The following is a 22,361-nucleotide window of genomic DNA, read 5'->3' as shown; positions in this document are numbered from 1 at the left end:
GCGGCCGTTCGGCCGCGCCGACACGGACCGGCCGCGGATCGTGCGAGTTTCGGTCGGGCCGCGTTCTCGCGGTACCGATGGCTCTTCTCGCTTCGTCTCTCGAAAAAATTGGGTAATCGCGAGCCGGACCGATCAGGCTTCGAAATCGATCTCTTCGACCGTCTCGACGCCGCCGTCGCCGAACTGGAAGATTTCGTAGGTGACCGCCTGCATGTCACCGTTGTCGTCGAAATTGACGCTGCTCGAGGCGCCCTGGTAGTTGACCGACTCGCCGTCGTCGACCAGCTGAACGGCCTCCTCGAGGTTACTCGGGCCGACCTCCTCGCCGTCGGGGTTCGCGACGTCACGGAGGCTGTCGCGGATCGCGGGCCCGTCCGTCTCGCCGGCGGCGATGCTCGCGAGGATGTTGACGGCCGTGGCGTCGTAGGCCTGCGCGGTGAACACGCCGGGGTCGTCGCCGTACTCTTCCTGGAAGAGCTCCGTGAACGCGTCCTGTTCGGGACCGGCGGCCAGCGGGGCCGTCCCGACGACGTTGTCCATCGAATTGTCGACGTTGCCGGGGAGGTCGCCGTCGCGGAGGCCGTCGGTCACCATGATCGTCTGCCCGCTGTCGAAGTCGGAGTAGTAGTCCCGGAAGATCTGTTCGCCGCTTGCCGGGTAGCCGATGACGATCATCATGTCCGGATCGTCCGCCAGCGCGCTCTCGAGCGCGGACGTGTACGACGGCTGTTCCGCCTCGAACGAGACGGTGTTCGAGACCGTCCCGCCGAGCTCTTCGAAGGCGGTGACGAACGAGTCCGAGAGCTGTTGTCCGTAGTCGTTGTTCAGGTAGAACGATGCTGCGGACTCGAGCCCGCGCTCTTCGTACGCGACGTTCGCCATGACTTCGCCCTGCAGGGCGTCGCTGGGACAGGTCCTGAAGAGGAAGTCGTCGTCCTCGAGGTTGGTGATCGTCGGCGCGGTACTCGCCGGGGAGATCCCCACGACCTGGTTGGGAATCAGCGTGTCCTCCGCGACCGTGATCGTCACCTGCGAGGACGCCGCACCGGTGATCGCCGGATAACCGGCGTTGACGAGCGCCTTCGCACCGCTCACACCGGCGTCCGGCTGTGACTCCGTGTCCTCTTCGCGAATGTCGATCGTGAAGTCGCTGTCCTCGAGTTGCGTCCCGGGCAGGATCGCCGCGTCCCGGATCGGCGCGCCGAGGTTCCCCAGGTCGCCCGTAACCGGCTGGAGGACGCCCACCATCGCGTCGGCATCGCCCCCGCCGCCGACCCCGTCACCGATACATCCAGCAACGCTAGCGATACCTGCAGCACCCAGCCCCTTTAGTACGTGTCGTCGATCAAATCCCATTGCTATGGCGTTACAAGGTAATTTCTAATATAAGACTCTTTGGTGAATCGCAAATACAGTTCCTATCCGGAACGCGGAGGGTTTGCGGGGGAACCAGCAAACAATCATTCGTTCGATTACATTTCCGTGCTATGTGTGAACACTCAAACCCTCATGGGAAATAATACGAGTTACAGAACGCTTTTTATGCAGGTGACCGTTGCCTCGGGCAATGAGTTGGCACGGGAGGGTTTCCCTATGACGATGGAGGATCGCATCGAGGAACTCGAGGAGCTCCGCGAGGAAGCGCGGAACGGCGGCGGGGAAGCGCGGATCGAGAAACAACACGACAAGGGGAAGATGACCGCCCGCGAGCGGATCGATTACTTCCTCGACGACGGGTCCTTCACGGAGTTCGACCAGCTCCGGACCCACCAGACGAGCCAGTTCGGAATGGAGGAGAAGAAAATTCCCGGCGACGGCGTCGTCACGGGCTACGGCGAGGTCAACGGGCGAACCACCTTCGTCTTCGCCCACGACTTCACCGTCTTCGGCGGCTCGCTCGGGGAGGTCTTCGCCGAGAAGGTCTGCAAGGTCATGGACATGGCGATGGAGGTCGGCGCGCCCGTCATCGGGCTCAACGACTCCGCGGGGGCTCGCATTCAGGAGGGCGTCAAGAGCCTCGCCGGCTACACCGAGATCTTCCGCCGGAATCAGGAGGCCAGCGGCGTCATCCCCCAGATCTCCGCGACGATGGGACCGTGTGCCGGCGGTGCCGTCTACTCGCCGGCGATCACCGACTTCATCTTCATGGTCAAGGACACGAGCCACATGTACATCACCGGTCCCGGCGTCACCAAGACCGTCACCGGTGAGGAGGTCACCCACGAGGAACTCGGCGGCGCGATGACCCACGCCAACAAGACCGGCGTCGCCCAGTTCGCCTGCGAGAGCGAAGAGCAGGCGCTCGACGACATCAAGCGGCTCCTCTCCTATCTTCCCCAGAACAACGTCGAGGACCCGCCGCGCGTCGAACCGTGGGACGACCCCGACCGCCGCGACGAGGCGCTCACCGACATCGTCCCGCCGAGCCCGCAGAAGCCCTACGACATGACGAACGTCATCGATAGCGTCGTCGACGAGGGCTCGTTCTTCGAAGTGGCGGACAACTTCGCCCAGAACATCGTCGTCGGCTTCGGTCGCCTGGACGGGCGATCGGTCGGTCTCGTCGCCAACCAGCCGCGAGTCAACGCCGGGACGCTGACGGTCGACGCCTCGATGAAGGCCTCGCGGTTCGTCCGCTTCTGTGACTCGTTCAACATCCCCATCGTCACCTTCGTCGACGTCCCCGGCTACATGCCCGGGACCGATCAGGAACACCGCGGGATCATCCGCCACGGTGCGAAACTGCTCTACGCCTACGCCGAGGCGACCGTCCCGCTGCTGACCGTCATCACCCGGAAGGCCTACGGCGGCGCGTACTGCGTCATGGCCTCGAAGAACCTCGGCGCGGACGTCAACTACGCCTGGCCGACCGCCGAAATCGCCGTCATGGGTCCGCAGGGCGCGGTCAACATCCTCTACCGCGAGGAACTCCAGGAGGCGGACAACCCCGACGAACTCCGCGACGAACTCATCGACGAGTACCGCGAGGAGTTCGCCAACCCCTACACCGCTACCGACAAGGGCTTCCTCGACGACGTCATCGTTCCAACCGAAACCCGGCCGCGACTGATCGCCGACCTCGAGATGCTCGAGTCCAAGCGCGAACAGAACCCGGACAAGAAACACGGCAACATCCCGCTGTAGTCAGATGACCTCACGACAGACCACCGCCGACGGCGCGACGCCGTCGGCCGACGAGACCGCCGCCACCGACGAGTCGTCGGAACTCGAGGCGGTCCTGCCCGGGGACGTCACCCTCGACCTGCCGGACGACGCGGACGACGAGGAGGCCGCAGCGATCGCGGCCGCCGTCGGCGCGCACCTCCACGATCGGGCGCTCGCGGCTGCCGCGGCGGCGGCCGAGGGCGAGGAGACGTGGGACGACAAGCGATGGGCCTTCGCGGGCCGCGTTCGCGCACAGCAACACCGGACCGTCCGTGTTCCGCGTGATGCACCGACCGACCCGTGGTCGGCCGCGGGACGGACGAAACAGTTCTGACGACGGTCGAAAACAACGTTTCTGGCGCAGCCCGATCGCGACGTCCGTTCCACCGATAGTGACGCCACCGGGAAGATCGTTCGAGTGCGCCGAGCGGATCACCCGCACGCGTCGAGAGAACCAGCTCCCTCGGAGCTGCCGAAACGATAACCCACGGTCACTGGATCGACACCGAACTGCCGATCGTTCGAACGAACGAGTCCGGAACGGTCACGTACACGCCGGGTTCGACGCGAGCCATCGAACCTGCTCCGCCCATTCCGCTGGAAGAGGCCTACGACGAAGTCGAGACCGTGACCGTCGAGAACGAGTCGGACGAGCGGTATCGCCTCGAGGGCCACGCGGAAAGCTCGGGCACTACGAGAACGTCTCGTTCACGCTCACGCTCGCCGAGGACGGCCATCTGACGGCCTACGCGCTCGAGGGCGAGCTGACGGCCGACGGCGATCGGCGATTCGTCACGGAGGAGTTCACACAGGAGATCACGGCCGTCGAACCGACCGAACCGGCGTGGCTCGAGGAGGGCCGCGACGAGATCGAAGAACGGATGAATTCGAGCAGTGACGACTGACGACGGGGGATTCCCACCCGAGGGCCACGCCTACTCCGCGTCAGCGTCCGGTTCCGATTCGTCATCAGAGCCCGACATGGTGATCGGATTTTCGGCCTCCATTCCGACGTCCTGGCCTTCTTTGATCGCCCGAGCCTGCTCTTCCATCGCTTCGACGTCCATCTCGGCTTGCTCGTCGATCTCGCCGATGATGTCGGCGATGTCGTCCAGTCCGATCAGTTCGCGCGTCTCCTCGTCGAACTCGAGGCTGTCGAGTTCCGCCCCGTTGCCTTTCACGTCGCTGCCGGAGAGGTGCTTCCCGTAGCGGCCGACCAGCGACGAGAGTTCCTGCGGGAGGACGAACGTCGTCGACTCGCCCTGTCCGATCTCCGCGAGCGTCTCCATGCCCTTGTCGATGACGGCGCGTTCGCCCATCGATTCGGCGGAGCGCGCACGCAGGACGGTCGAAATGGCGTCACCCTGTGATTCGAGGATCTGGCTCTGCTTTTCACCCTGGGCGCGGATGATGTTCGACTGCTTGTCACCCTCTGCCTTCTCGACGGCGCTGCGGCGTTCGCCCTGCGCCTCGAGGATCATCGCTCGACGGCGGCGCTCGGCGGAGGTCTGTTCCTCCATCGCGCCCTTGACGCCCGCGGACGGCGTGACCTCGCGGACCTCGACGCTCTCGACGCGGATCCCCCACTCGTCGGTGGGTTCGTCGAGTTCGGTGCGGATTCGCTCGTTGATCATCTCGCGCCGGCTCAGCGTATCGTCGAGTTCCATGTCGCCGATCACGGCGCGCAGCGTCGTCTGTGCGAGGTTCGAGACCGCCCGCTGGTAGTCGTCGACCTCGAGGAACGCGCGTTTGGCGTTCATCACGCGGATGTAGACGACGGCGTCGGCGGTCACCGGCGAGTTGTCGCGGGTGATCGCTTCCTGCTGGGGGACGTCCAGCGTCTGCGTTCGCATGTCGAACGTGTATATCCGCGAGACGAACGGCGGCACGATGTTCAGTCCGGGCTTGAGCAGCTTCCGGTATTCGCCGAAGACGGTCAGCGCGGCCCTGTCGTAGGCGTCGACGATCTCGATCATCTGCCAGACCGTGATCACGACGAGGAGGAGTCCCGCGAGCCCGACGAGTACCAGCGGATCCTCGAGCACCGATTGCGTCTGTAGTGGACCGTGTGTAAACTCGTACATCGTGTGTATCAGGGGTTCGGACCGGATAACAGTTGTCCATAACTAGCATGGGTCACGATAGATGACGGTTCGACCCGGGGAACGCGAGTCCACGTCTGGGTCGAGACGGCGGCAGCCGCGTGGCACGTTCGCGGCCCCGCGCTCGTGCGCTCCGTCGGTTCGGTACCGTCGATCGTCCCCCGCGCTCGGGGTCAGGGTGACCGACCCGCTGCTATCGGCGGCTTCGCCTTGTGAAGCTGGCAATACCTGTCGCGTTGTCGAATCAGTTGCGAAAAAGTAAGGTAGGGCCCTGCCGACGTTTCCCACAGGAATGTTCAGGAAGGTTCTCGTGGCGAACCGCGGGGAAATCGCCGTGCGAGTCATGCGGGCGTGTGAAGAGTTGAACATCGGGACCGTCGCCGTCTACTCCGAGGCCGATTCGGATTCGGGGCATGTGCGCTACGCCGACGAGGCGTACAACGTGGGACCGGCGCGCGCGGCAGACTCCTACCTCGATCACGAGGCCGTCATCGAGGCCGCGCGGAAGGCCGACGCCGACGCCATCCACCCCGGCTACGGCTTCCTCGCGGAGAACGCCGAGTTCGCGAGCAAGGTCGAGAAGGCGGAGGGGATCACCTGGATCGGCCCGTCCAGCGACGCGATGGAGTCCCTCGGCGAGAAGACCAAGGCCCGCACGATCATGAACGAGGCCGACGTCCCGATCGTCCCCGGAACGACCGACCCCGTCACCGACCCGGCGGAGGTCACAGCGTTCGGCGAGGAGTACGGCTACCCCATCGCCATCAAGGCCGAAGGCGGCGGCGGCGGCCGCGGGATGAAGGTCGTCTGGGACGAGAGTGAGGTCGAGGAACAACTCGAGAGCGCCAAGCGCGAGGGCGAGGCCTACTTCGACAACGACTCCGTCTATCTCGAGCGCTACCTCGAGCAGCCCCGACACATCGAAGTCCAGATCGTCGCCGACGAGCACGGGAACGTGCGCCACCTCGGCGAGCGCGACTGTTCGCTCCAGCGCCGCCACCAGAAGGTCATCGAGGAGGGGCCGTCCGCCGCGCTGACCGACGAACTCCGCGAGAAAATCGGCGAGGCCGCCCGTCGGGGCGTCGCCGCCGCCGACTACACCAACGCCGGAACCGTCGAGTTCCTCGTCGAGGAAGAGCCCGGACGCGACGGCCCGCTGGGCCCCGACGCGAACTTCTTCTTCCTCGAGGTCAACACGCGGATCCAGGTCGAACACACGGTCACCGAGGAGATCACCGGTATCGACATCGTCAAACGGCAGATCCGGATCGCCGCCGGCGAGGAGATCGACTTCGATCAGGACGACGTCGACATCGACGGCCACGCGATGGAGTTCCGGATCAACGCCGAGAACGCGGCCGACGACTTCGCGCCCGCGACCGGCGGGACGCTCGAGACGTACGACCCGCCGGGCGGCGTCGGCGTCCGCCTGGACGACGCCCTCCGACAGGGCGACGACCTCGTCACCGACTACGACTCGATGATCGCGAAGCTCGTCGTCTGGGGCGAGGACCGCGACGAGTGTATCGAGCGCTCGCTGCGCGCTCTCCGCGAGTACGAGATCGGGGGCATCCCGACGATCATCCCGTTCCACCGGCTGATGCTTACCGACGAGGAGTTCGTCCGGAGCACGCACACCACGAAGTACCTCGACGAGGAACTCGACGAGAGCCGCATCGAGGAGGCCCAGGAACAGTGGGGCGGCGACGTCGGCAACGGCGGTGCCGGCGACGACGAGGAGTCTGTCGAGCGCGAGTTCACCGTCGAGGTCAACGGCAAGCGCTTCGAAGTCGAACTCGAGGAACACGGTGCGCCCGCCATCCCGACCGGGAACGTCGACGCCGGCGGACAGGCGAGCCGACCGGAGCCGTCCGGCGGCTCCAGTAGCGACGGTGGTGCGGAACTCGAGGGCGAGGGCGAGACCGTCGACGCCGAGATGCAGGGGACGATCCTCGGTATCGAGGTCGAGGAGGGCGACGACGTGGCCAGCGGCGACGTGTTAGTCGTCCTCGAGGCCATGAAGATGGAAAACGACATCGTGGCGTCCCGCGGCGGGACGGTCACCCAGATCGCCGTCGAGGAAGGCGACAGCGTCGACATGGGCGACACGCTGGTCGTCCTCGAGTAACGGCGACCGATCGCAGTCGCCACCGGCGGCTCGCAGTCGGAGCCCCGGTCGCGGCCGCGAACGCATTCGGCACAACGCCGACGGCGGTCTCGGGTCACGGTGTACCTGCACGCGCCGCCGGCTCGAGGCCCTGCACTCTGCGAGCGGGCGACGGGAACTGACGGGCAGCTGGACACTGTAATCTGAAGGATTATTTTCGCTTCTGCTTTCCTTCTAATTACCAATATATAAATAGTCGGGAAATTTATGCGTTAGTTTCGCCAATCATCGACACTAGCACGATATAGAATGACAATCTGGAATATTATGCCCTATTTTGTGCCGCTTCTGAATTCTTGTCGCGTGTGATTTTGTATACGGCAAAAATAACCATAACAGCCCCGATGAACATGAAAACTACTGTTTTGTACGGGAATCCGAAAATAGCTTCGAATAATACGATACCTGCAATACCCAGATAGAATATGGTTTCAAACGCTCCGGCGTTGTTTTCTTCCACATATACTGTTACGAATGGAACAACGTACCTCTTCTGGTGAGTATGGGCGAGTATAGTCAAAAGGTAGTTTTCCCAGATCGAATCTGGGGTGAATACCTCGAACACAATTGTCGCCAGCGGCTTTCGATTCTCGTCCGATATCGAAGGCCGATGACGGACGTATTCGCGATCGACTGGATGACGTTCGGGTGATGCTCGTCGCGCGCCACCTGGCTGTGTTGTTCGCTCTCGATCAGGTGAGTGAGGACCGCGTCGATCACGTCCGACGTCGGCGGCTCGCCGTCGGGCCCATCTCGCACGATCTCGCTGGCCTGCTCGCGCTGGGCTTCGCGACGGCGTGGGGGGCGGAGTCGGCCGGCTACGACCTCACGTCGAAACGGTCCATGAAAAAGACGGCGGCGAGCAGGGTACTCGCCGGACGGTCGTCCTCGAAGACGCGACCGGCGAAGGCTGGCCGTCGATCCGATGCTCATCCCACCCCGGTGTCGCGTGCGCTCGACCGCGAGCGGTCGGGACGAGCCCCGTATCGTTGCGGCGGCTCCACCGAGCCACCGTTCGCGGCGTCCGGGGCCGTGTCGATCGTCCGGATTCGGCTGCGAACCGCCGATTCGGACCGGCCAGTCGGCAGTCAGTCCCCGCTCGAGACGCCGCGGGGCTCGCCGTCGCCGTCGTCCCAGGGAAGGGGGCCCTCGTACCCTTCGGGAACGAACGGGCAGAGCGGATCGCTCGCGAGCGGGTCGCCGGTGTGGGCGAACGCGCGCGACCGACTCCCGCCGCAGACGTGCCGATAGGGGCAGGCACCGCACTTGCCCGAGAGGTTGTCGCGGTCGCGCAGCGACCGGAACAGTGGTGATTCCCGATAGCGTTCCGTGACCGGCCGATCGCGGACGTTGCCGGCCGACTCCGGCAAGAACCCGGAGGGGAACACCTCGCCGGTGTGGCTGACGAACGCGAAGCCGTCACCCGCGACGATGCCGGTCCGGCGCTCGATGCCGGCACCCGGGCCCGGCGATCCGTCGTCGGTACCGGCTGCGCCCGCCCGTCGCTGCATCGCGACCCGTCGGTACTGCGGGGCCTCGGTGGTCTTGACGCCGAACGGCTCCGTTTCGCTCACCTCGTGGAGCCACTCCATCACCGCGTCGGCCCGCTCCGGCCCGACCGGCTCGAGGAGTCGTCCGCGGCCGACGGGGACGAGAAAGAAGACGCTCCACATGACGGCCCCGATCTCGGTCAGCAGGTCGCGGATCGCGGGGAGTTCGTCGACCGTCTCCCGACAGACCGTCGTGTTGACCTGAACGGGGAGTCCCGCCGCTCGAGCGTCCTCGACGGCACGGATCGTTTCGTCGAAACTGCCTGCCTCGCCGCGGAAGGTGTCGTGAGCGGTCGGTGAGCCACCGTCGAGGCTGACGGCCATTCGCTTGAGCCCCGCGTCGGCCATTTCCCGGATCCGAGCGGCGGTCAGCGAGCCCGTGCCGCTGGGCGTGATCGTCATCCGCAACCCGAGGTCGTCGCCGTGGGCGATCAGCTCCGCGACGTCGTCGCGGACGAGCGGATCGCCGCCGGAGAGCACGACCAGCTGCCCGTCGCCGAACTTCGCAGCGTCCTCGAGCAGCGCCTTCCCCTCGGCGGTCGAGAGCTCGTCGGGGTGCCGTCGGGGTTGAGCGTCTGCCCGACAGTGATCGCAGGCGAGCCCACAGGCCTGCGTGAGCTCCCAGATGAGGACGAACGGTCGCTCGGACGTGTCGAGATCGCCGGGGCGCATGCTCGAGGCTGGGCATCGGACGACCGAAAACGCGGCTCTCGTTCCCGTCGGGCGGGAAGACGGGAAGATGTTCGACCGATCGGCGAGGTATTCCCGCGCGCTGGGAGGTCGCGGAACGGCCTTCGGTCCCGTCTCGAAGGTGTCGATATGGTCGAGAAAGCACGCCGGTCACCCGTCGAGAGCGACGATCGAGGGAACCCGACGCGGCAGTGGGAGGTCTTCGTCCGCGCCGAGGCGGACGATCCGATGCACCACGTCGGCAGCGTCGCCGCCGCGAACGGAACGGAGGCACACGAACACGCGTCCCGGCTGTTCGGCTGGTACGCCGTCGACGTCTGGCTCTGTCCGGCAGCGGCGGTCGAACGGTACTCGACGCGGGGGCTCGCGAACGACGCGGCGGAGCGGGCCGACGACGCCGGCGACGACGAAGACGATCGCGACGGCGACGACGCCGAGAGCGAGGAACCGCGCGTCTACAAGGAAACCGCCGGCGTCTCCGAGGTGAACAGCCTGTGATCTCCATCAGCAAGCTGCTCTGCGATCTCGACGCCGAGGGCGACGGCCTGCGCTACGATGCCGCCGACGGGTCGGACAAGCCACAGATAACCGAGGAGAAACAGCAGCGGCCGGTCGTCGTCTGGAACACGACCCGCCGCTGTAACCTCTACTGCTCGCACTGCTACGCCGGCGCCGAGACCCAGCCCGCGACCGGCGAGTTCACGACCGCCGAGGCGAAGTCGTTCCTCGACCAGCTCGCCGACTACGGCGCACCCGTCGTCCTCTTCTCCGGTGGCGAGCCGCTCGTGCGCGACGATCTGGTCGAACTCGTCGGATACGCCGCCGACCGAGGACTCAGGCCCGTGCTGTCCTCGAACGGGACCCTGCTCACCCGCGAGAAGGCCGACGCGCTCCGCGACGCCGGGCTCCAGTACGCCGGGATTTCGGTCGACGGTCTCCCGGAGCGAAACGACCGGTTTCGGGGCGAAGACGGCGCGTTCGACGCCGCCGTCCGCGGCATCGAGAACTGCCTCGAGGCCGGCCTCAAGACCGGCCTGCGGTACACGATTACCGAGGCGAACGCGCCCGATCTCGAGGGGGTCGTCGAGCTGCTCGTCGACAGGGGGCTCGACAGGTTCTGTTTCTACCACCTCGATTACGGCGGTCGCGGGGCCGAGATCGTCGACGCCGATCTCACGCCTCGCGAGAAGCGCGAGGCGGTCGAGCGACTGGCGGATCTCACACTCGAGTATCACGACCGGGGCGAGGAGATCGAGACCCTGCTGGTCGGCAACTATGCCGACGCGGCCTTCCTCGTGGAGTACGCGCGCGAGAAATTCGGTGCGGGGAAAGCACGGGCGGTGTACGAGTACCTCGAGCGAAACGGCGGGGACCCGACGGGCGAGCGGATCGCCGACGTCGACTACCAGGGCAACGTCCACCCGACGCAGTTCTGGCAGGGATACAGTCTGGGCAACGTTCGGGACCGTCCGTTCGGCGAAATCTGGGACGACGAGTCGAACCCGCTGCTCGAGGCGCTCCGGAACCGCGAGGACCGTCTGAACGGCAAGTGCGCCGACTGCCAGTATCGGTCGATCTGTCGCGGCGCGTCGCGGCTGCGAGCGCTGGCGACGACCGGCGACCTGTTCGCGCCCGATCCGCAGTGTTATCTCCGCGACGAGGAGGTTCACGGCGATGGGCCGCCCGTCGGCGGTGTCGCCGACTGAGACCGCGCCCCCGTTTCGCGGGCGCTCGGGAACGACGGCACCGGCTCGCGGACAACGGTCCTCCCGGGGGTCCGTTCAGCGGCGGGAGTCGGGCCGCGCGGGAAGCCCCGCGAGGCAATTCCGACAGTACGTGTAGTGGTGGTCGTTCTCCGTGCCGCACACGCGGCACGTGGCCGGTTCCTCTATCGTGCGAGTCCGAGAAGTCATTGCCAACTGTAGCGAGCGGAGCCGGATAGTCAGCCGGCTGACGACTGCAAGGACGAGGGGTGGGGCGAACCCACGACGAACGACGCGACGGTCCGCGCGTTCGACGGGGCAGGGCGATCCCGTGACCGAGGGACCGACTGCTCACTCGTCGCCGACGTGAACACGGGTCACGTGTCCGCCGCAGCCACACCGGTCGACGTATTCGAGGCGAATTCCGTCGAATTCGGCCTCGAGTTCCGGCCACAGATACGATTCAGGACGGCCGTGCTCGCCGTGGGTGACGAGGTTGACGTGGGAACCGGCGGTCGTCGCCTCGATCGCGTCTTTCGACTGTGCGACCACCAGTGACCGGTTCGCGGCGTGTGCTGGCCCCTCGAGGTTCGCGGACCACGACGCGTCGTGGTCCCTGCGTGTGACGGGTTCGACGCCGGAGACGTCTTCGGTCATGGTCGTCCATCGGCTCCCGACGGACCTAAGGGCTGAGACGAACTCGTTCGGGTTTTCGGCCGTCCGCCACCGCGGTCGACGCCGGATCAGCAGCAGAACATGAACGGATAGATCAGCGCGACGCGGTCGTCGTCGGTGAGCTCGGTCTCGAACCCGCCGAGGTGTTCGTTGAACCGGCCGTTGACGCAGACCCGCGCGTACGGGCGAGTCTGCTCGCCCTCCGGATTCTTGCGCCAGGTACCGGGAAGGTCGTCGGGGACCGGTGCCCAGCCGCTGTGGGCCGCGTCCGCTTCGGTCTCGGCGATGAGCATGTCCTCGAGATCGTATTCGTCGAAGAACGACTCGAGGAAGTCTCTGAGTCGGTCCCCCTCGAAGGTGAACTCGAGTTCGTGGCTCCCGACGGCGGTGCGGACGTGGCCGGTACAGCGGACGGTGACCGTCGTCGTGTCCGGCTCTCGGTGTTCCGTCGCGGCGGGTTTCGGATCGGCGGTCGTTGCTCGGTCGGTTCCCATGGCTCACCCGATGGTACGGTGCGAGCCGCCAAACGCTACGTTCCGAACGTGTTCGGGACGAACGGGACGGCCGTCCGGGCCGAACCGCGAGACATGAACGGAATACCGGGCGGGTTACGGACCGACCAGCAGCCGCCGATGGTGATCCCGCTGCGGCACTTCGTGCTCGCGCTGGGGTTCCTCGTCGTCGGGGTCGGTGGCGGAACGGCCGTGGCCGCTGCGACGCTGCCCGGGCTGTCGGGGCTGGCACGCCTGCACGCCCTGCTCGTCGGCTGGGTCGCGGTGACGATCATGGGCGCGATGACCCAGTTCGTTCCCGTCTGGTCCGGCGCGACGATCCACTCGCGACGGCTGGCGGTCGCCCAACTGTGGCTCGTCACCGCCGGTCTGATCGGCTTCGCGGCGGCGCTGCTCGCGGGCACGCTCGCGTGGCTCCCGGTCGCCGGCGCGCTCATGCTCGCGGGATTCTGGCTCTTCGTCTACAACGTGGGGCGGACGCTGGCCGGTGCCCGCCCGTTCGACTTCACGGAGCGACACTTCGCGCTCGCGCTCGCGTGTTTCGGGCTCGTCGCACCGTTCGGATTCCTGTTGGCGGTCGATTTCACGACGCCGGTGTTCGACTCGCTCCCGCTCTCCCGGTTCGAACTCCATCTCGTCCACGCGACGCTGGCGCTGTTCGGGGCCCTGCTCGCGACGGTCGTCGGCGCGCTCTTCCAGCTCGCGAAGATGTTCACGCAGGCCGACCCCGACCGACTCGGTGAGGGACTGCTCACACTCGAGCAACTGTGTTACCCCGCCGGGCTCGCGGCGCTCGCGCTCGGTCGCGGGCTGAGCGTCGAGCCGCTGGCCCGAGTCGGTGGGGTCGCCCTGCTCGTCGGACTGGCCGCCGTCGCGGTCGTCGTCGGCCGTCTCCTGGCCGGCGCGACGGTCGGGCGATCGCCGATGATCGACCGGTACTGGGTCGTCGTCGCGTCGCTGTTCGCGTGGATCGCGCTCGCCGCGCCGACGTGGTGGACCGATCCGCTCGCGTACGGATCGCTGTTCGGCCACCCCGACGCCCGGCCGCTCTTGCTCTTCGGCGTCTTCGGCTTCGTCGTCATCGGCTCGCTGTACCACATCGTTCCGTTCATCATCTGGATCGAACGCTACAGCGATCGGCTCGGCTTCGAACGGGTCCCGATGATCGACGACCTCTACGACGACCGCCTCGAGCGGGCGGACTTCCGGCTGACGCTCGCCGGGTTTGCCGGACTCTCCGTGACGCCGCTGGTCGGCCTCCCGGCCCTCGCGGGCACCGCGAGCGGCGTCCTCGCGACGCTCGGCGCGATACTCTTCGTGGTGAACGTGCTGTCGACGATCCACCGGCACGGACCGAACGGGATCGCCGGGGTGTTCGCGAGCGGGTTCGAGTCGAGCGACGAGCCGGCGGCGAGCGGCGGGGAGCCCGACATCGACGCGTCGCCGGACCGGTAAGAGCGCACGGGCTCGAGGCGAGCCTACTCCTTCGGCGAGACGTCGACCTCCGGTTCGTATCGCTGCGATTCGATCGTCGAGACCACCAGTTCGCCGTACTCGGCGGCCGTCAGCGCCCCTTCGTTGTACTCCCTCGCTAGCGGCGTCTCGACCGTCGCCGACCCGTACGACGCGGGGGCATCGTCGAGAATCGTCGCGCCCAGGGCGACCGCGTCGTAGCCGGCGTCGACCAGCGCCGCGTAGCCGCCCGCGATCAGGGAGACGTCGTGGACGTTCCCCTCGTCGTACCGATCCGTGTTGACGTACTCGAGGGAGAGCACGTCGCGTTCGCGTTCGACCGATTCGACGGTCATGTCGTACTCCTCGAGCGTCGACGCGAGGGTCTCGGGATCGGTGATAGCTGCCCCCGCGAGCTCCGGAATCCGCTCCTCGGCGATCGCGCTTCGCTCCTCGACGGGGAGGGCGGGGACGTACTCCGCGGTCGGCCACTCCTCGTTCTCCGGGAATTCCGTTCCCATCTCCTCGATGCAGCCGGCGAGGCCGAGCGTCGCGGCGACCGCTCCCGACTGCAGGAGCCGCCGCCGCGTCGACGTCTCGTTCCCGTCCCCCGTCGCGTTCCCATCCATACGTGACGACTCGCCGTCTCGAGGCATATGAATTCGTTCTGCACACGCCGGCATCGAGATAAAGGATCGATTGTCCGTAGAACCGGTCGTTCCAGATGGTCCTCGAGCTGTACAACGTCGGCCTGGTCGTGGTCGGCGTGGCGCTGTTCGGCGTCGCCGTCCTGCCTCGATTCGTTTCGGACCGCGCGATCTCGCTCCCGATCTTCTTCGTCGGCTTCGGGATGCTCGTCTTCGGACTCCCGATCGGACTGCCCCCGCCGGATCCGCTCGAGCAGGGGACGACCACGGAACACCTCGCGGAACTGGGCGTCATCGTCGCGCTGATGGGCGTCGGGCTGAAGATCGATCGGGTCCCGGGGTTGCGCGCGTGGGCGTCGACCTGGCGGCTGCTCGCGATCACGATGCCGCTGTCGATCGCCGGAGCGACCCTGCTCGGCCGGTGGATCGGCCTCGTGGTGCCGACCGCGGTCCTCCTGGGTGCGTGCATCGCGCCGACCGACCCCGTACTGGCGTCGGAGGTGCAGGTCGGCGGGCCGGGGATGGGGAGCGAGGACGAACGCATGACGGAGGCCGCCGGAGGAGAAGACGAGGTCCGATTCGCGCTCACTTCCGAGGCCGGATTGAACGACGGACTCGCTTTTCCGTTCACCAATCTGGCGATCGCGATCGCGCTCGTCGGCGTTGCCCCGGGGAACTGGCTCGGCGAGTGGCTGCTCGTCGACGTTGGCTACCGGATCGTCGTCGGCGTGGTCGTCGGCATCGTCCTCGGCTATCCGACCGCGCGGCTCGTGTTCGCCACGGAGCCCGATACCCCTGTGGCAGAGTCGGTCCGGGGACTCGAGGCGATCGCCGGTACCCTGCTCGTCTACGGTGCGACCGAACTCGTCAGCGGCTACGGCTTCATCGGCGTCTTCGTCGCCGCACTGATGGTCCGCCACTACGAGCGCACGCACGATTACAACCGGTCGCTCCACGAGGTCAGCGAGTTCGCCGAGCAGGTGATGATGGCCCTCGTCATGCTCTTTTTCGGCGGCGCGATCGTCGGCGGACTCCTCGAACCGCTCACACTCGAGGCGATCGCCGCGGCAGTCGCGATCGTGTTCCTCGTCCGTCCGCTCGCCGGGTTGGTGGGGTTTCTCGGGTTCGATCGCGACCCCGCCGAGCGGGCGACCATCGCGTTCTTCGGCGTGCGGGGAATCGGCTCGTTCTACTACCTCGCGCACGGGTTGAACGAGGGCGCGTTCCCCGACGCCGACCTCCTGTGGGCCACCGTCGGCGCGGTCGTCCTCATCTCGATCGTCGTCCACGGCATCACCGCTACGCCCGCCGTCCGCTGGCTCGAGGCGCGGGCGGAGTGACGCGGCCCGGTCGTCTCACCGCGCCCGCTCGAGGAAGATCGTCCAGCAGACGGCGGCGTACAGGACCGCGCCGAGCACCGAGCACCAGCGGCCGAGACCGACCAGCGACGGCACCGACGCGAGCAGCCCCGCGACCTCGAGTCCCAGACCGGCGACCAGCGCGGCGATCGATGCGCTCGCGGACCGGTCACCGATCCCGGGAACGGTGGCGACGGCTGGCGGGTAGAAGTGGTAGCTGACGCCGACGATCGTCAACCCGAGAAAGCCACCGACGGCGAGCCGGTAGTGGGCGTCGAACGCGGCCGGCGGGAGGATCGAGGCGGGTGCGAACGCGACGGCGAGCCCCAGCGCGGCGACCAGAGCGCCACAGCCGGCGGCGGCGAGGATCGCCAGTCGGCCGACGCGTCGGCGCTCACTCTGGCGGGAGAGATCGACGACCGCCGCGGCGAACCCGATCAGTGCGATCGCCTGCAGACCAGCACCGAGGCGAAACGGCGATCCCCCGCGGAAGTCGGCCGCCAGCAGCAGCGGGCCGCCGATTCCGGCGACGAGGACGAGACCGACCAGCGACGGCCGCGTCGAGGCGACCAGCAATCGCGGTAACAGCCGGAATCCGACCGCGAACAGGAGCAGCGCCACCGTTCCGGCCGCGAACAGGTGGGTCGTCGCCGGTCCGCCCGCGGACAGCGGCGGCTCGAGGCCGAGTTCGGCCGCGACGAGGAGCGACGAGCCGACGAGCAGGTACGCGACGACGAACGGGATCGCGGCGTTTGCGATCCGGTCGACTCGTTTTCGGTGCGCGTCGGTCGTGCCGGTACCGGTTTCGCGCCCCGTCGGGTTGTCGCGGACGGTCCAGCAGAGGGTCGCGACGAAGACGAGACAGCCGACCAGCCAACTCGCCGCGCCGGCGAGCGCGACCGTCGAGGGGCCGATTCCGGCACCGGCCGCGAACGCACCGATCGCGCCGGCCAGCGCGAACAGAAGGTGGATCGCCGGCGCGTGCGGGACGGCGAGTTCGCGCGCGAAGTACGACGGAACGAGCGTGTACGCCTTGCCGAAGACGACGTGGAAGACGAATCCGAACACGCCGAGCGGAACGGTCGCCGCTCGCGCCAGCCCAACTGCGACGGCTATCTGCCACGCGACGAAGAACCCGACGCCGGCCGCGACGAACGCGCGCGACCACCGCGTGACGATCGCGGTCGCGTTCCCGCTCCCCGTCACCATCGTCGGTCAGAAAGGCGACTGTGCGGTCGTGTCGTCCGCCCCTCGAGCCCGGTCGTCGGACCCGCCGTCTGGGCTCCGGCCGGCGGGCGCGTCGGGTACCGACCCGGATTCGCGATACCGCGTCTCGAGGTCCTCGAGCGCCTCGTTGAGCGAGTCGGACTGGTGGTGGGTCGGGCGAACGCGGACGCGCACGAGGGCGTACTCGTGGCGATCGGACAGCCCGTTCCACGCGCGGAACGACCCCGTGACGAGCGCCTCGGCCTGCGGACAGAACTCCGTGGTGGGGCTGAACTCCGCCCGCAGGACCGTCGGATCGTCGGCGTCGACCGCGTACCGGTATCCCGCGTCGGGGTGTCGCCGATCGAGGTTGAGCCGCGCCAGATTGTAGCCGAAGGTGGCGTCGTAGACGCCCCGCTCTTCGAACAGCGCTCGAGTGACGTCGTGGAACGCGACGTGATCTTCGCCCTCGAGGACGTCGTGGCCCGCGAGGAACGCCCCCGGTTTCGGAACGTGTTCGGGAACGAACGTTCCCCGATCGTCGAAGCCGCCATCGTCGGCGGATCCGGACGCCGATCGTCCGCGCGAGAATGGATTCATCGTGTCTCCGACTGCGTTTCGGATCGTCCAGTAGCTCTCCCCGAACATGTGACCTGCGCACCGATCGCGGTCTCGAACCGGCGACTGTCACACCGACTCGGACGACAACCACCGATTGCACGGCGATTATCACTTCCTGAACAGTTTTAGATAGTTTGAATGAGACAAAATTAGATATAAATATCCTATAAACAAATACGCCAGTGTACAAATATATGCGTTGGGCACCAACAATGGGGCCCAAGCTCGGATTGGGGCCAGAGGATTTATATCCGACCGAAGAAAGAGTCCGGCCAATGCTACTCTCAGTCGATCGATCGGATGCGACAGTCGGGCAGTCTATTAGCTTCGACGTGATTGCCGCCGTCGCCGAGCAGGAAGGAGTCGATCCGATGGAACTCGAGCCGCCCGAATACGAGGCCCTCTACGACGTCGTCAATCCCGAAGCCCTCGATTCGCTCTTCGAAATGCGATCGAACGGCCAAGAGCGACCGACCGGCCGCGTCGAATTCCCCTTCTGTGGGTATCACGTCGTCGTCAGAAGCGACGGCGAGGTCGAGGTCGCCGATCTCGACGGCGACCTCGAGTGAGTGACTCCGATCGCCGACTCCGCTACTCGCGGCGCTCGATACGCGTTCGCCACTCCGGCGGGATCGGCCGCGACTCGCCCGTCTCGGGGTCGGTGAGTACCTGAACGGTCCGCGCCGTCGCCGCCCGCTCTCCGTTCGACCGAATTTCGTACGCCATCGGCAGACTCGAGGTTCCGAGCTCGGGGACGCGAAGCGCGACGGTGACCTCGTCGTCGGCCTCGATCGGCCGCGCGTACTCGAGTTCGAGACTCACGAGTACGGTGTCCGTCTCGACCAGCGAGACGTCGAGTACGTCGGCAAAGTAGTCCTCGCGAGCCTGCTCGAGGTACGTCGCGTAGATCGCGTTGTTGACGTGGCCCATGAAATCGACGTCGCGAAGCCGAACGTCGACGGCCGTCTCGTAGCTGTAGTCTTCCATGTGAGAGCGTTACAGCACTGGCCGCCGTATACGCATCGCTCGACGCTGCGACCATCGCATCGTCACGGGCCGCGAAAACGACAACGGCACCCGCTCAGTCGCCGGCCGTCGCCGCCTCGAACACGCTCTCGTGAAGCCGGTCCGCGACGATCTCCAGCAGCGGCTCCATATTGCGGGTGTCGGCGCGGTTGTACTCGACGAGCGTCTCGAGGGAGCCCTCGTCACCGCGTTCGTACTCGCGCCAGAGGCGGACCGCGTCGCGGCCGCTGAGATCCGGCCTGTCCCGGTCGATGCCGAGCTCCCGTTCGATCGCTTTCAGCCCGCCGTCGAGGCCGATCTTCTTGCAGGGGTACATGAGATCCACGTGAGGGACGTCGACGTCGACGTCGAAACACGTCTCGAGGAACGGAACGTCGAACCGCTGCCCGTTGAACGTGACGAGCAGGGCCGACTCGGCGAGCTCCCGCTCGAGGCGATTCGCCGTGAGATCGCGGCCCTTGACGAACGTCTTCGTTTCGCTGCCACGATGCAGGCTCACGGTCGTCACATCGTCACACGAGGCGTCGAGACCGGTGGTCTCGATGTCGAGGAAGCAGGTCTCGTCGCTGACGTTCTCGTAGCACCGCCAGCGGCTCGCCGCGGGAAGCGCGTCCGCGAAGACGGAGATGTCCCCTCGCTCGAGGTGCGTTCGGCCGTCGTCGATGAAGGTCTCGATGCGGTCGGCCAGCGTCGAGCCGACGACGCTGCCGTCGAACTCGTCCCAGTGGGTGATCCCGTTCTCCCAGAGCCGTCGTTCGGTGGTTTCACCGACGCCGCGGACGGGGATGAAACTGTTCTCGATTCGCACACCCGTTCAAGGGAGAGGGGTGAGTAAAAACGCTCGGTTCGACCGCACCGAAGCGATCGTGTCGGACGCGATCCCGCTAGCTGTCGTCGCTGTTGTCCGAGAGGTACAGCGTCCGATCGATGATGCTGACCGCCGCTTCACCCCACTGCTGGACGGCGGTGCCGTCGGAGTCGGCGATTTCGATATCGATCCGGTCCCGACCGATGGTCACGTCGCCCGCCGGCGTCGACTCCCGATCCGCGAAGCTCTGCATCTGATATTGGAGGAGTCGCTCGGTCGAGCCCGTGATGTCGACCGTCTCCGTATCGAACTCGATGGTCACCACCACCGTTCCCTCGTCGGTCTCCGCCGCGGTGACGTCGAACCGGTGGCTCGAGAGCTCCGGAGCCGGCGCGTCTTCGTTCATCGTGTCGACGGCCTCCTCGACGCTCACGTCGTCCTCGTCGGTCTCGAACTCGCTCTCGTCGAACTCGAGCTCGGTGAGCCCGTCTGCGGGCGGTTCGTCGCTCGGGCCGTCGGACTCGGTCTCGGACGCCTCGGCCGGGAGCGCCGCGTCGCTCGGTTCGTCGACGGACTCGAGCGAATCGGACCGGTCGCCCTCGTCGGCGTCGTCGGACTCGTCTTCGTCGCCGAGGTCCGTTTCCGCTCCCGACTGCGTCCCGTCTGCCGCGGCTTCGTCGTCGGCCGCCTCGTCGAACGACAGCACGTCGATTTCGTCCGGCGACTCGGGAATCCCGTCGTCGTCGGCCGCCTCGCGACCTGCTGCGAGTTCGGCCGTCGTCTCCGATGCCGGCACCTCGTCGGCACCCGGTTCGTCGTCCACGCTCGATTCGTCGCCCGGTTCTACACCGTCGGTACGCTCATCGTCCGGTTCCGCGTCGGTTGCCGTCCGATCGGTCGCATCGCCCTCCGAGTCCGGCATCGCAGCCGCCGCATCGGTCGCTCCAGCGCTCTCACCGCCCTCGACCGACTCGGCCGAGTCGACCGGTCCCGCGGCGATGATCTCGGATTCGTCGATCCCCGAGTCGGAGCCGTCGGGAAGCGCGCCGGCGATCGACGGGCCGGCCGCTGCAATCGCATCGCGGTCCAGCGGTGTGGCGTACCATGCGGTTCGATCGGGCGACGTGATGAATCGACCGCGGTTACCCTCGGCGCGCGGGTGGGCCGACCGCTCCTCCTCGGCAGTGTCCGCCGCCGATTCTTCGTCCGGCGACGGGGCGTCCGCCGGGGATTCGTCACCGTCCGACTCGTCGGTCCCTCGCGAGGGGTCGTCGGGCGCGGCGGACGCCGCCGTCCGTCGATCCGATTCCTCCGCGTCGGGATCGGCGGCCCCCGCGCTCGAGGTCGCCCCTTCGGCCGCCTCGGGGTCCCGTTGGGCCGCTTGGGACTGCTGTCGCTGCTGGTGAGCGTTCGACTGCGGCTGGGGCCCCGCGCCATCCGGCGGCTCCGGCTGCCCCGCAGCGGCCTGCTGTGGACGCGCCTGCCGTTGCGGTCCCGCCTGCGGTGCCTGCTGGGGCCGGTCCGCTCCCGGTCCGGAGCTGATCGTGCCGCCGTTCAGGTGCAGTTGCGTCCCGCCACCACCGCCCGGCGCGTTCGACATCCCGTCCAGACTGTGGGCGATATCGGTCAGATCGTCGTCGATATTGTCCTCGAGTTTGTCGATCTTGTCGCCGACGCTTCGGAGGGCGAGTGCCACGTCCCAGAGGACGACGACGCCAAAGAACAAGAGCGCGAGGAAAACGGTAACGGCGGCTCCGACGAGAAGCTCAGTACTGGCTTCGACCATGTATGCTACTCTTTGAACGGATAGGTCGTTCGATATATAGACCTTGTGCCGTAACACCGATAACACTGGAGTTTCATCGACAGAAGACGGACGGATCGGCGCTTCTACGCCCACTCCGTTGGCTTCAACGATCGTACACGACTCGAGACATGTACGACTACGTATCGAACGTCGACGCCCCGCGAAGCTACAGTTCGAGCCAGTCGGTGGTCGTCTCCGTTTCCCGGAGGTACCACTGCTGTTCCTCGGTCCCACCGCGGGACCGAACCGTGACGATCGCGTCGAACATCGGTTCGAAGAGGTTGACGGCGTCGTGATCCCGCGGGAGCGGCACGTGATAGTGGCCCATGCCGCGAGCCTGGTCGATTCGTGACGTTATCATGTGGAGCAGCCTGAACACCGCTTGCGGGTCGTGCTCCCGGAGTAACGGCACCAGCGAGTCGACGCAGACGCGAAGCTCCGACGGCTCGAATCCGTCGGCATCGTCGGCGAACTCGTCGATCGTCTCGACGACCTCGATCCCGAGCGCTCCCAGCGGCGTTCGATCGTCGACCGTACTCGAGTAATCGATCGTGTGGACGCAGTCGGTCTCGTGGTCGCCACCGCAGCTGACCCCGCGTTCGTCCGTGACGAACAGTCGATACCGCGAGTCCCGTTTCGTCGCCCCCGCCAATCGTTGACAGGCCGTCTCGTGCGTCCCCGTCGCTTCCGAACCGACGAGCAGAACGTTGCTCCCCTCCCGTTTGAGCGTGCCGAGCGTCCGTGCGAACGTCGCACTATCCGGCACGGCTCCCCCTCGCTCGTCTTCCATTCAGTTCCACGAAACAGTCGGTATCGCAATAAAAATTGTGGCCCCTTCGCGCTCTGAAAAGACGATCGGGACGGCCCGTCCG

The 22,361-nt window shown here is 66.6% G+C and carries 23 protein-coding genes; 8 read left to right on the top strand and 15 right to left on the bottom strand.

The genetic code is table 11. The annotated features are described in order from the left end of the window. Nucleotides 1-132: 132 nt before the first annotated feature. Entirely contained in the window at nt 133-1,362 is a 1,230-nt protein-coding gene (locus BMX07_RS07030) for an ABC transporter substrate-binding protein (protein ID WP_394328389.1), read from the bottom strand. A 237-nt stretch (nt 1,363-1,599) separates the two neighbouring features. Here BMX07_RS07030 and BMX07_RS07025 point away from each other — a divergent pair, with 237 nt between their 5' ends. Beyond that, nucleotides 1,600-3,144, top strand: coding sequence for an acyl-CoA carboxylase subunit beta (locus BMX07_RS07025; RefSeq protein ID WP_090617189.1), 1,545 nt, complete (start codon nt 1,600-1,602; stop codon nt 3,142-3,144). Between the two features lie 4 nt (nt 3,145-3,148). After that, nucleotides 3,149-3,499 carry a DUF8022 family protein gene (locus BMX07_RS07020; protein WP_090615908.1) on the top strand — a complete coding sequence of 117 codons (351 nt, stop codon included), beginning with the start codon at nt 3,149-3,151 and terminating at the stop codon, nt 3,497-3,499. Nucleotides 3,500-4,100: 601 nt separating this feature from the next. On the opposite strand, the gene BMX07_RS07010 is transcribed toward BMX07_RS07020, so the two are convergent. Beyond that, nucleotides 4,101-5,249 (bottom strand): SPFH domain-containing protein, encoded by a 1,149-nt coding sequence (locus BMX07_RS07010; protein ID WP_090615900.1) that lies wholly within the window; start codon nt 5,247-5,249, stop codon nt 4,101-4,103. Nucleotides 5,250-5,559: 310 nt separating this feature from the next. Here BMX07_RS07010 and BMX07_RS07005 point away from each other — a divergent pair, with 310 nt between their 5' ends. Next, nucleotides 5,560-7,395 (top strand): acetyl-CoA carboxylase biotin carboxylase subunit, encoded by a 1,836-nt coding sequence (locus tag BMX07_RS07005; protein ID WP_090615896.1) that lies wholly within the window; start codon nt 5,560-5,562, stop codon nt 7,393-7,395. 304 nt (nt 7,396-7,699) lie between these two features. On the opposite strand, the gene BMX07_RS23670 is transcribed toward BMX07_RS07005, so the two are convergent. From BMX07_RS23670 to BMX07_RS06995, 3 genes are all read right to left on the bottom strand, one after another. Then, entirely contained in the window at nt 7,700-7,999 is a 300-nt protein-coding gene (locus tag BMX07_RS23670; protein ID WP_175480074.1) for a hypothetical protein, read from the bottom strand. Next, nucleotides 7,951-8,367 (bottom strand): DUF7386 family protein, encoded by a 417-nt coding sequence (locus BMX07_RS25770; RefSeq protein ID WP_449289579.1) that lies wholly within the window; start codon nt 8,365-8,367, stop codon nt 7,951-7,953. The genes BMX07_RS23670 and BMX07_RS25770 overlap by 49 nt, the downstream gene beginning before the upstream one ends. 155 nt (nt 8,368-8,522) lie before the next feature. Next, on the bottom strand, nt 8,523-9,656 hold the full coding sequence (locus tag BMX07_RS06995; protein ID WP_090615892.1) for a TIGR04053 family radical SAM/SPASM domain-containing protein: 1,134 nt from the start codon (nt 9,654-9,656) through the stop codon (nt 8,523-8,525). Between the two features lie 147 nt (nt 9,657-9,803). Between BMX07_RS06995 and BMX07_RS06990 the strand changes: the two genes are divergently transcribed. Further along, nucleotides 9,804-10,172: an Htur_1727 family rSAM-partnered candidate RiPP gene (locus BMX07_RS06990; protein ID WP_090615888.1), complete on the top strand. Its 369-nt coding sequence runs from the start codon at nt 9,804-9,806 to the stop codon at nt 10,170-10,172. Further along, nucleotides 10,169-11,380, top strand: a complete 1,212-nt coding sequence (locus BMX07_RS06985) for a TIGR04347 family pseudo-SAM/SPASM protein (RefSeq protein WP_090615885.1) — start codon at nt 10,169-10,171, stop codon at nt 11,378-11,380. Before BMX07_RS06990 ends, BMX07_RS06985 begins: the two co-directional genes overlap by 4 nt. A 75-nt stretch (nt 11,381-11,455) precedes the next feature. Here the strand turns inward: BMX07_RS06985 and BMX07_RS25765 are convergent, their stop codons facing one another. From BMX07_RS25765 to BMX07_RS06975, 3 genes are all read right to left on the bottom strand, one after another. Beyond that, nucleotides 11,456-11,587, bottom strand: coding sequence for a DUF7577 domain-containing protein (locus BMX07_RS25765; RefSeq protein WP_449289578.1), 132 nt, complete (start codon nt 11,585-11,587; stop codon nt 11,456-11,458). Nucleotides 11,588-11,728: 141 nt separating this feature from the next. Beyond that, the gene (locus BMX07_RS06980) at nt 11,729-12,034 is read right to left on the bottom strand and encodes a CGCGG family putative rSAM-modified RiPP protein (RefSeq protein ID WP_090615880.1); all 306 of its coding nucleotides are present in this window, start codon (nt 12,032-12,034) and stop codon (nt 11,729-11,731) included. An 86-nt stretch (nt 12,035-12,120) separates the two neighbouring features. Continuing rightward, complete coding sequence (locus BMX07_RS06975; RefSeq protein ID WP_090615877.1) at nt 12,121-12,546, bottom strand: MoaD/ThiS family protein; 426 nt, start codon at nt 12,544-12,546, stop codon at nt 12,121-12,123. Between the two features lie 93 nt (nt 12,547-12,639). On the opposite strand from BMX07_RS06975, the gene BMX07_RS06970 reads away from it, so the two are divergent. Further along, nucleotides 12,640-14,019 (top strand): hypothetical protein, encoded by a 1,380-nt coding sequence (locus BMX07_RS06970; protein WP_245742067.1) that lies wholly within the window; start codon nt 12,640-12,642, stop codon nt 14,017-14,019. Between the two features lie 23 nt (nt 14,020-14,042). Here the strand turns inward: BMX07_RS06970 and BMX07_RS06965 are convergent, their stop codons facing one another. Next, nucleotides 14,043-14,645, bottom strand: a complete 603-nt coding sequence (locus BMX07_RS06965; RefSeq protein WP_090615875.1) for a DUF8159 domain-containing protein — start codon at nt 14,643-14,645, stop codon at nt 14,043-14,045. Between the two features lie 95 nt (nt 14,646-14,740). On the opposite strand from BMX07_RS06965, the gene BMX07_RS06960 reads away from it, so the two are divergent. Continuing rightward, the gene (locus BMX07_RS06960) at nt 14,741-16,003 is read left to right on the top strand and encodes a cation:proton antiporter (RefSeq protein ID WP_090615872.1); all 1,263 of its coding nucleotides are present in this window, start codon (nt 14,741-14,743) and stop codon (nt 16,001-16,003) included. Nucleotides 16,004-16,018: 15 nt separating this feature from the next. Here BMX07_RS06960 and BMX07_RS06955 read toward each other — a convergent pair whose 3' ends face one another. Beyond that, entirely contained in the window at nt 16,019-17,230 is a 1,212-nt protein-coding gene (locus BMX07_RS06955) for a hypothetical protein (protein ID WP_090615868.1), read from the bottom strand. A 6-nt stretch (nt 17,231-17,236) separates the two neighbouring features. Continuing rightward, nucleotides 17,237-17,875, bottom strand: coding sequence for a DUF7998 family protein (locus tag BMX07_RS06950; protein WP_090615864.1), 639 nt, complete (start codon nt 17,873-17,875; stop codon nt 17,237-17,239). Between the two features lie 248 nt (nt 17,876-18,123). Here BMX07_RS06950 and BMX07_RS06945 point away from each other — a divergent pair, with 248 nt between their 5' ends. After that, nucleotides 18,124-18,417: a DdfA family disk-determining factor gene (locus BMX07_RS06945; RefSeq protein ID WP_090615862.1), complete on the top strand. Its 294-nt coding sequence runs from the start codon at nt 18,124-18,126 to the stop codon at nt 18,415-18,417. A gap of 22 nt (nt 18,418-18,439) precedes the next feature. On the opposite strand, the gene BMX07_RS06940 is transcribed toward BMX07_RS06945, so the two are convergent. The 4 genes from BMX07_RS06940 to BMX07_RS06925 all read right to left on the bottom strand — a co-directional run bounded on the left by BMX07_RS06940 (nt 18,440) and on the right by BMX07_RS06925 (nt 22,279). Continuing rightward, nucleotides 18,440-18,835 (bottom strand): acyl-CoA thioesterase, encoded by a 396-nt coding sequence (locus BMX07_RS06940; protein WP_090615858.1) that lies wholly within the window; start codon nt 18,833-18,835, stop codon nt 18,440-18,442. A gap of 94 nt (nt 18,836-18,929) precedes the next feature. Beyond that, nucleotides 18,930-19,682: a ribonuclease H-like domain-containing protein gene (locus BMX07_RS06935; protein ID WP_090615853.1), complete on the bottom strand. Its 753-nt coding sequence runs from the start codon at nt 19,680-19,682 to the stop codon at nt 18,930-18,932. Nucleotides 19,683-19,758: 76 nt separating this feature from the next. Next, the gene (locus BMX07_RS06930) at nt 19,759-21,468 is read right to left on the bottom strand and encodes a hypothetical protein (protein WP_090615850.1); all 1,710 of its coding nucleotides are present in this window, start codon (nt 21,466-21,468) and stop codon (nt 19,759-19,761) included. A 187-nt stretch (nt 21,469-21,655) separates the two neighbouring features. Beyond that, nucleotides 21,656-22,279 carry a DUF7504 family protein gene (locus BMX07_RS06925; RefSeq protein WP_090615846.1) on the bottom strand — a complete coding sequence of 208 codons (624 nt, stop codon included), beginning with the start codon at nt 22,277-22,279 and terminating at the stop codon, nt 21,656-21,658. Between the last annotated feature and the right edge of the window lie 82 nt (nt 22,280-22,361).

This window comes from Natrinema salaciae (assembly GCF_900110865.1).
GTDB classification, from domain to species: Archaea; Halobacteriota; Halobacteria; order Halobacteriales; family Natrialbaceae; genus Natrinema; species Natrinema salaciae.
The sequence above is the reverse complement of the archived record's forward strand: the minus strand, read 5'-3'. Positions and strand labels throughout refer to the sequence as shown.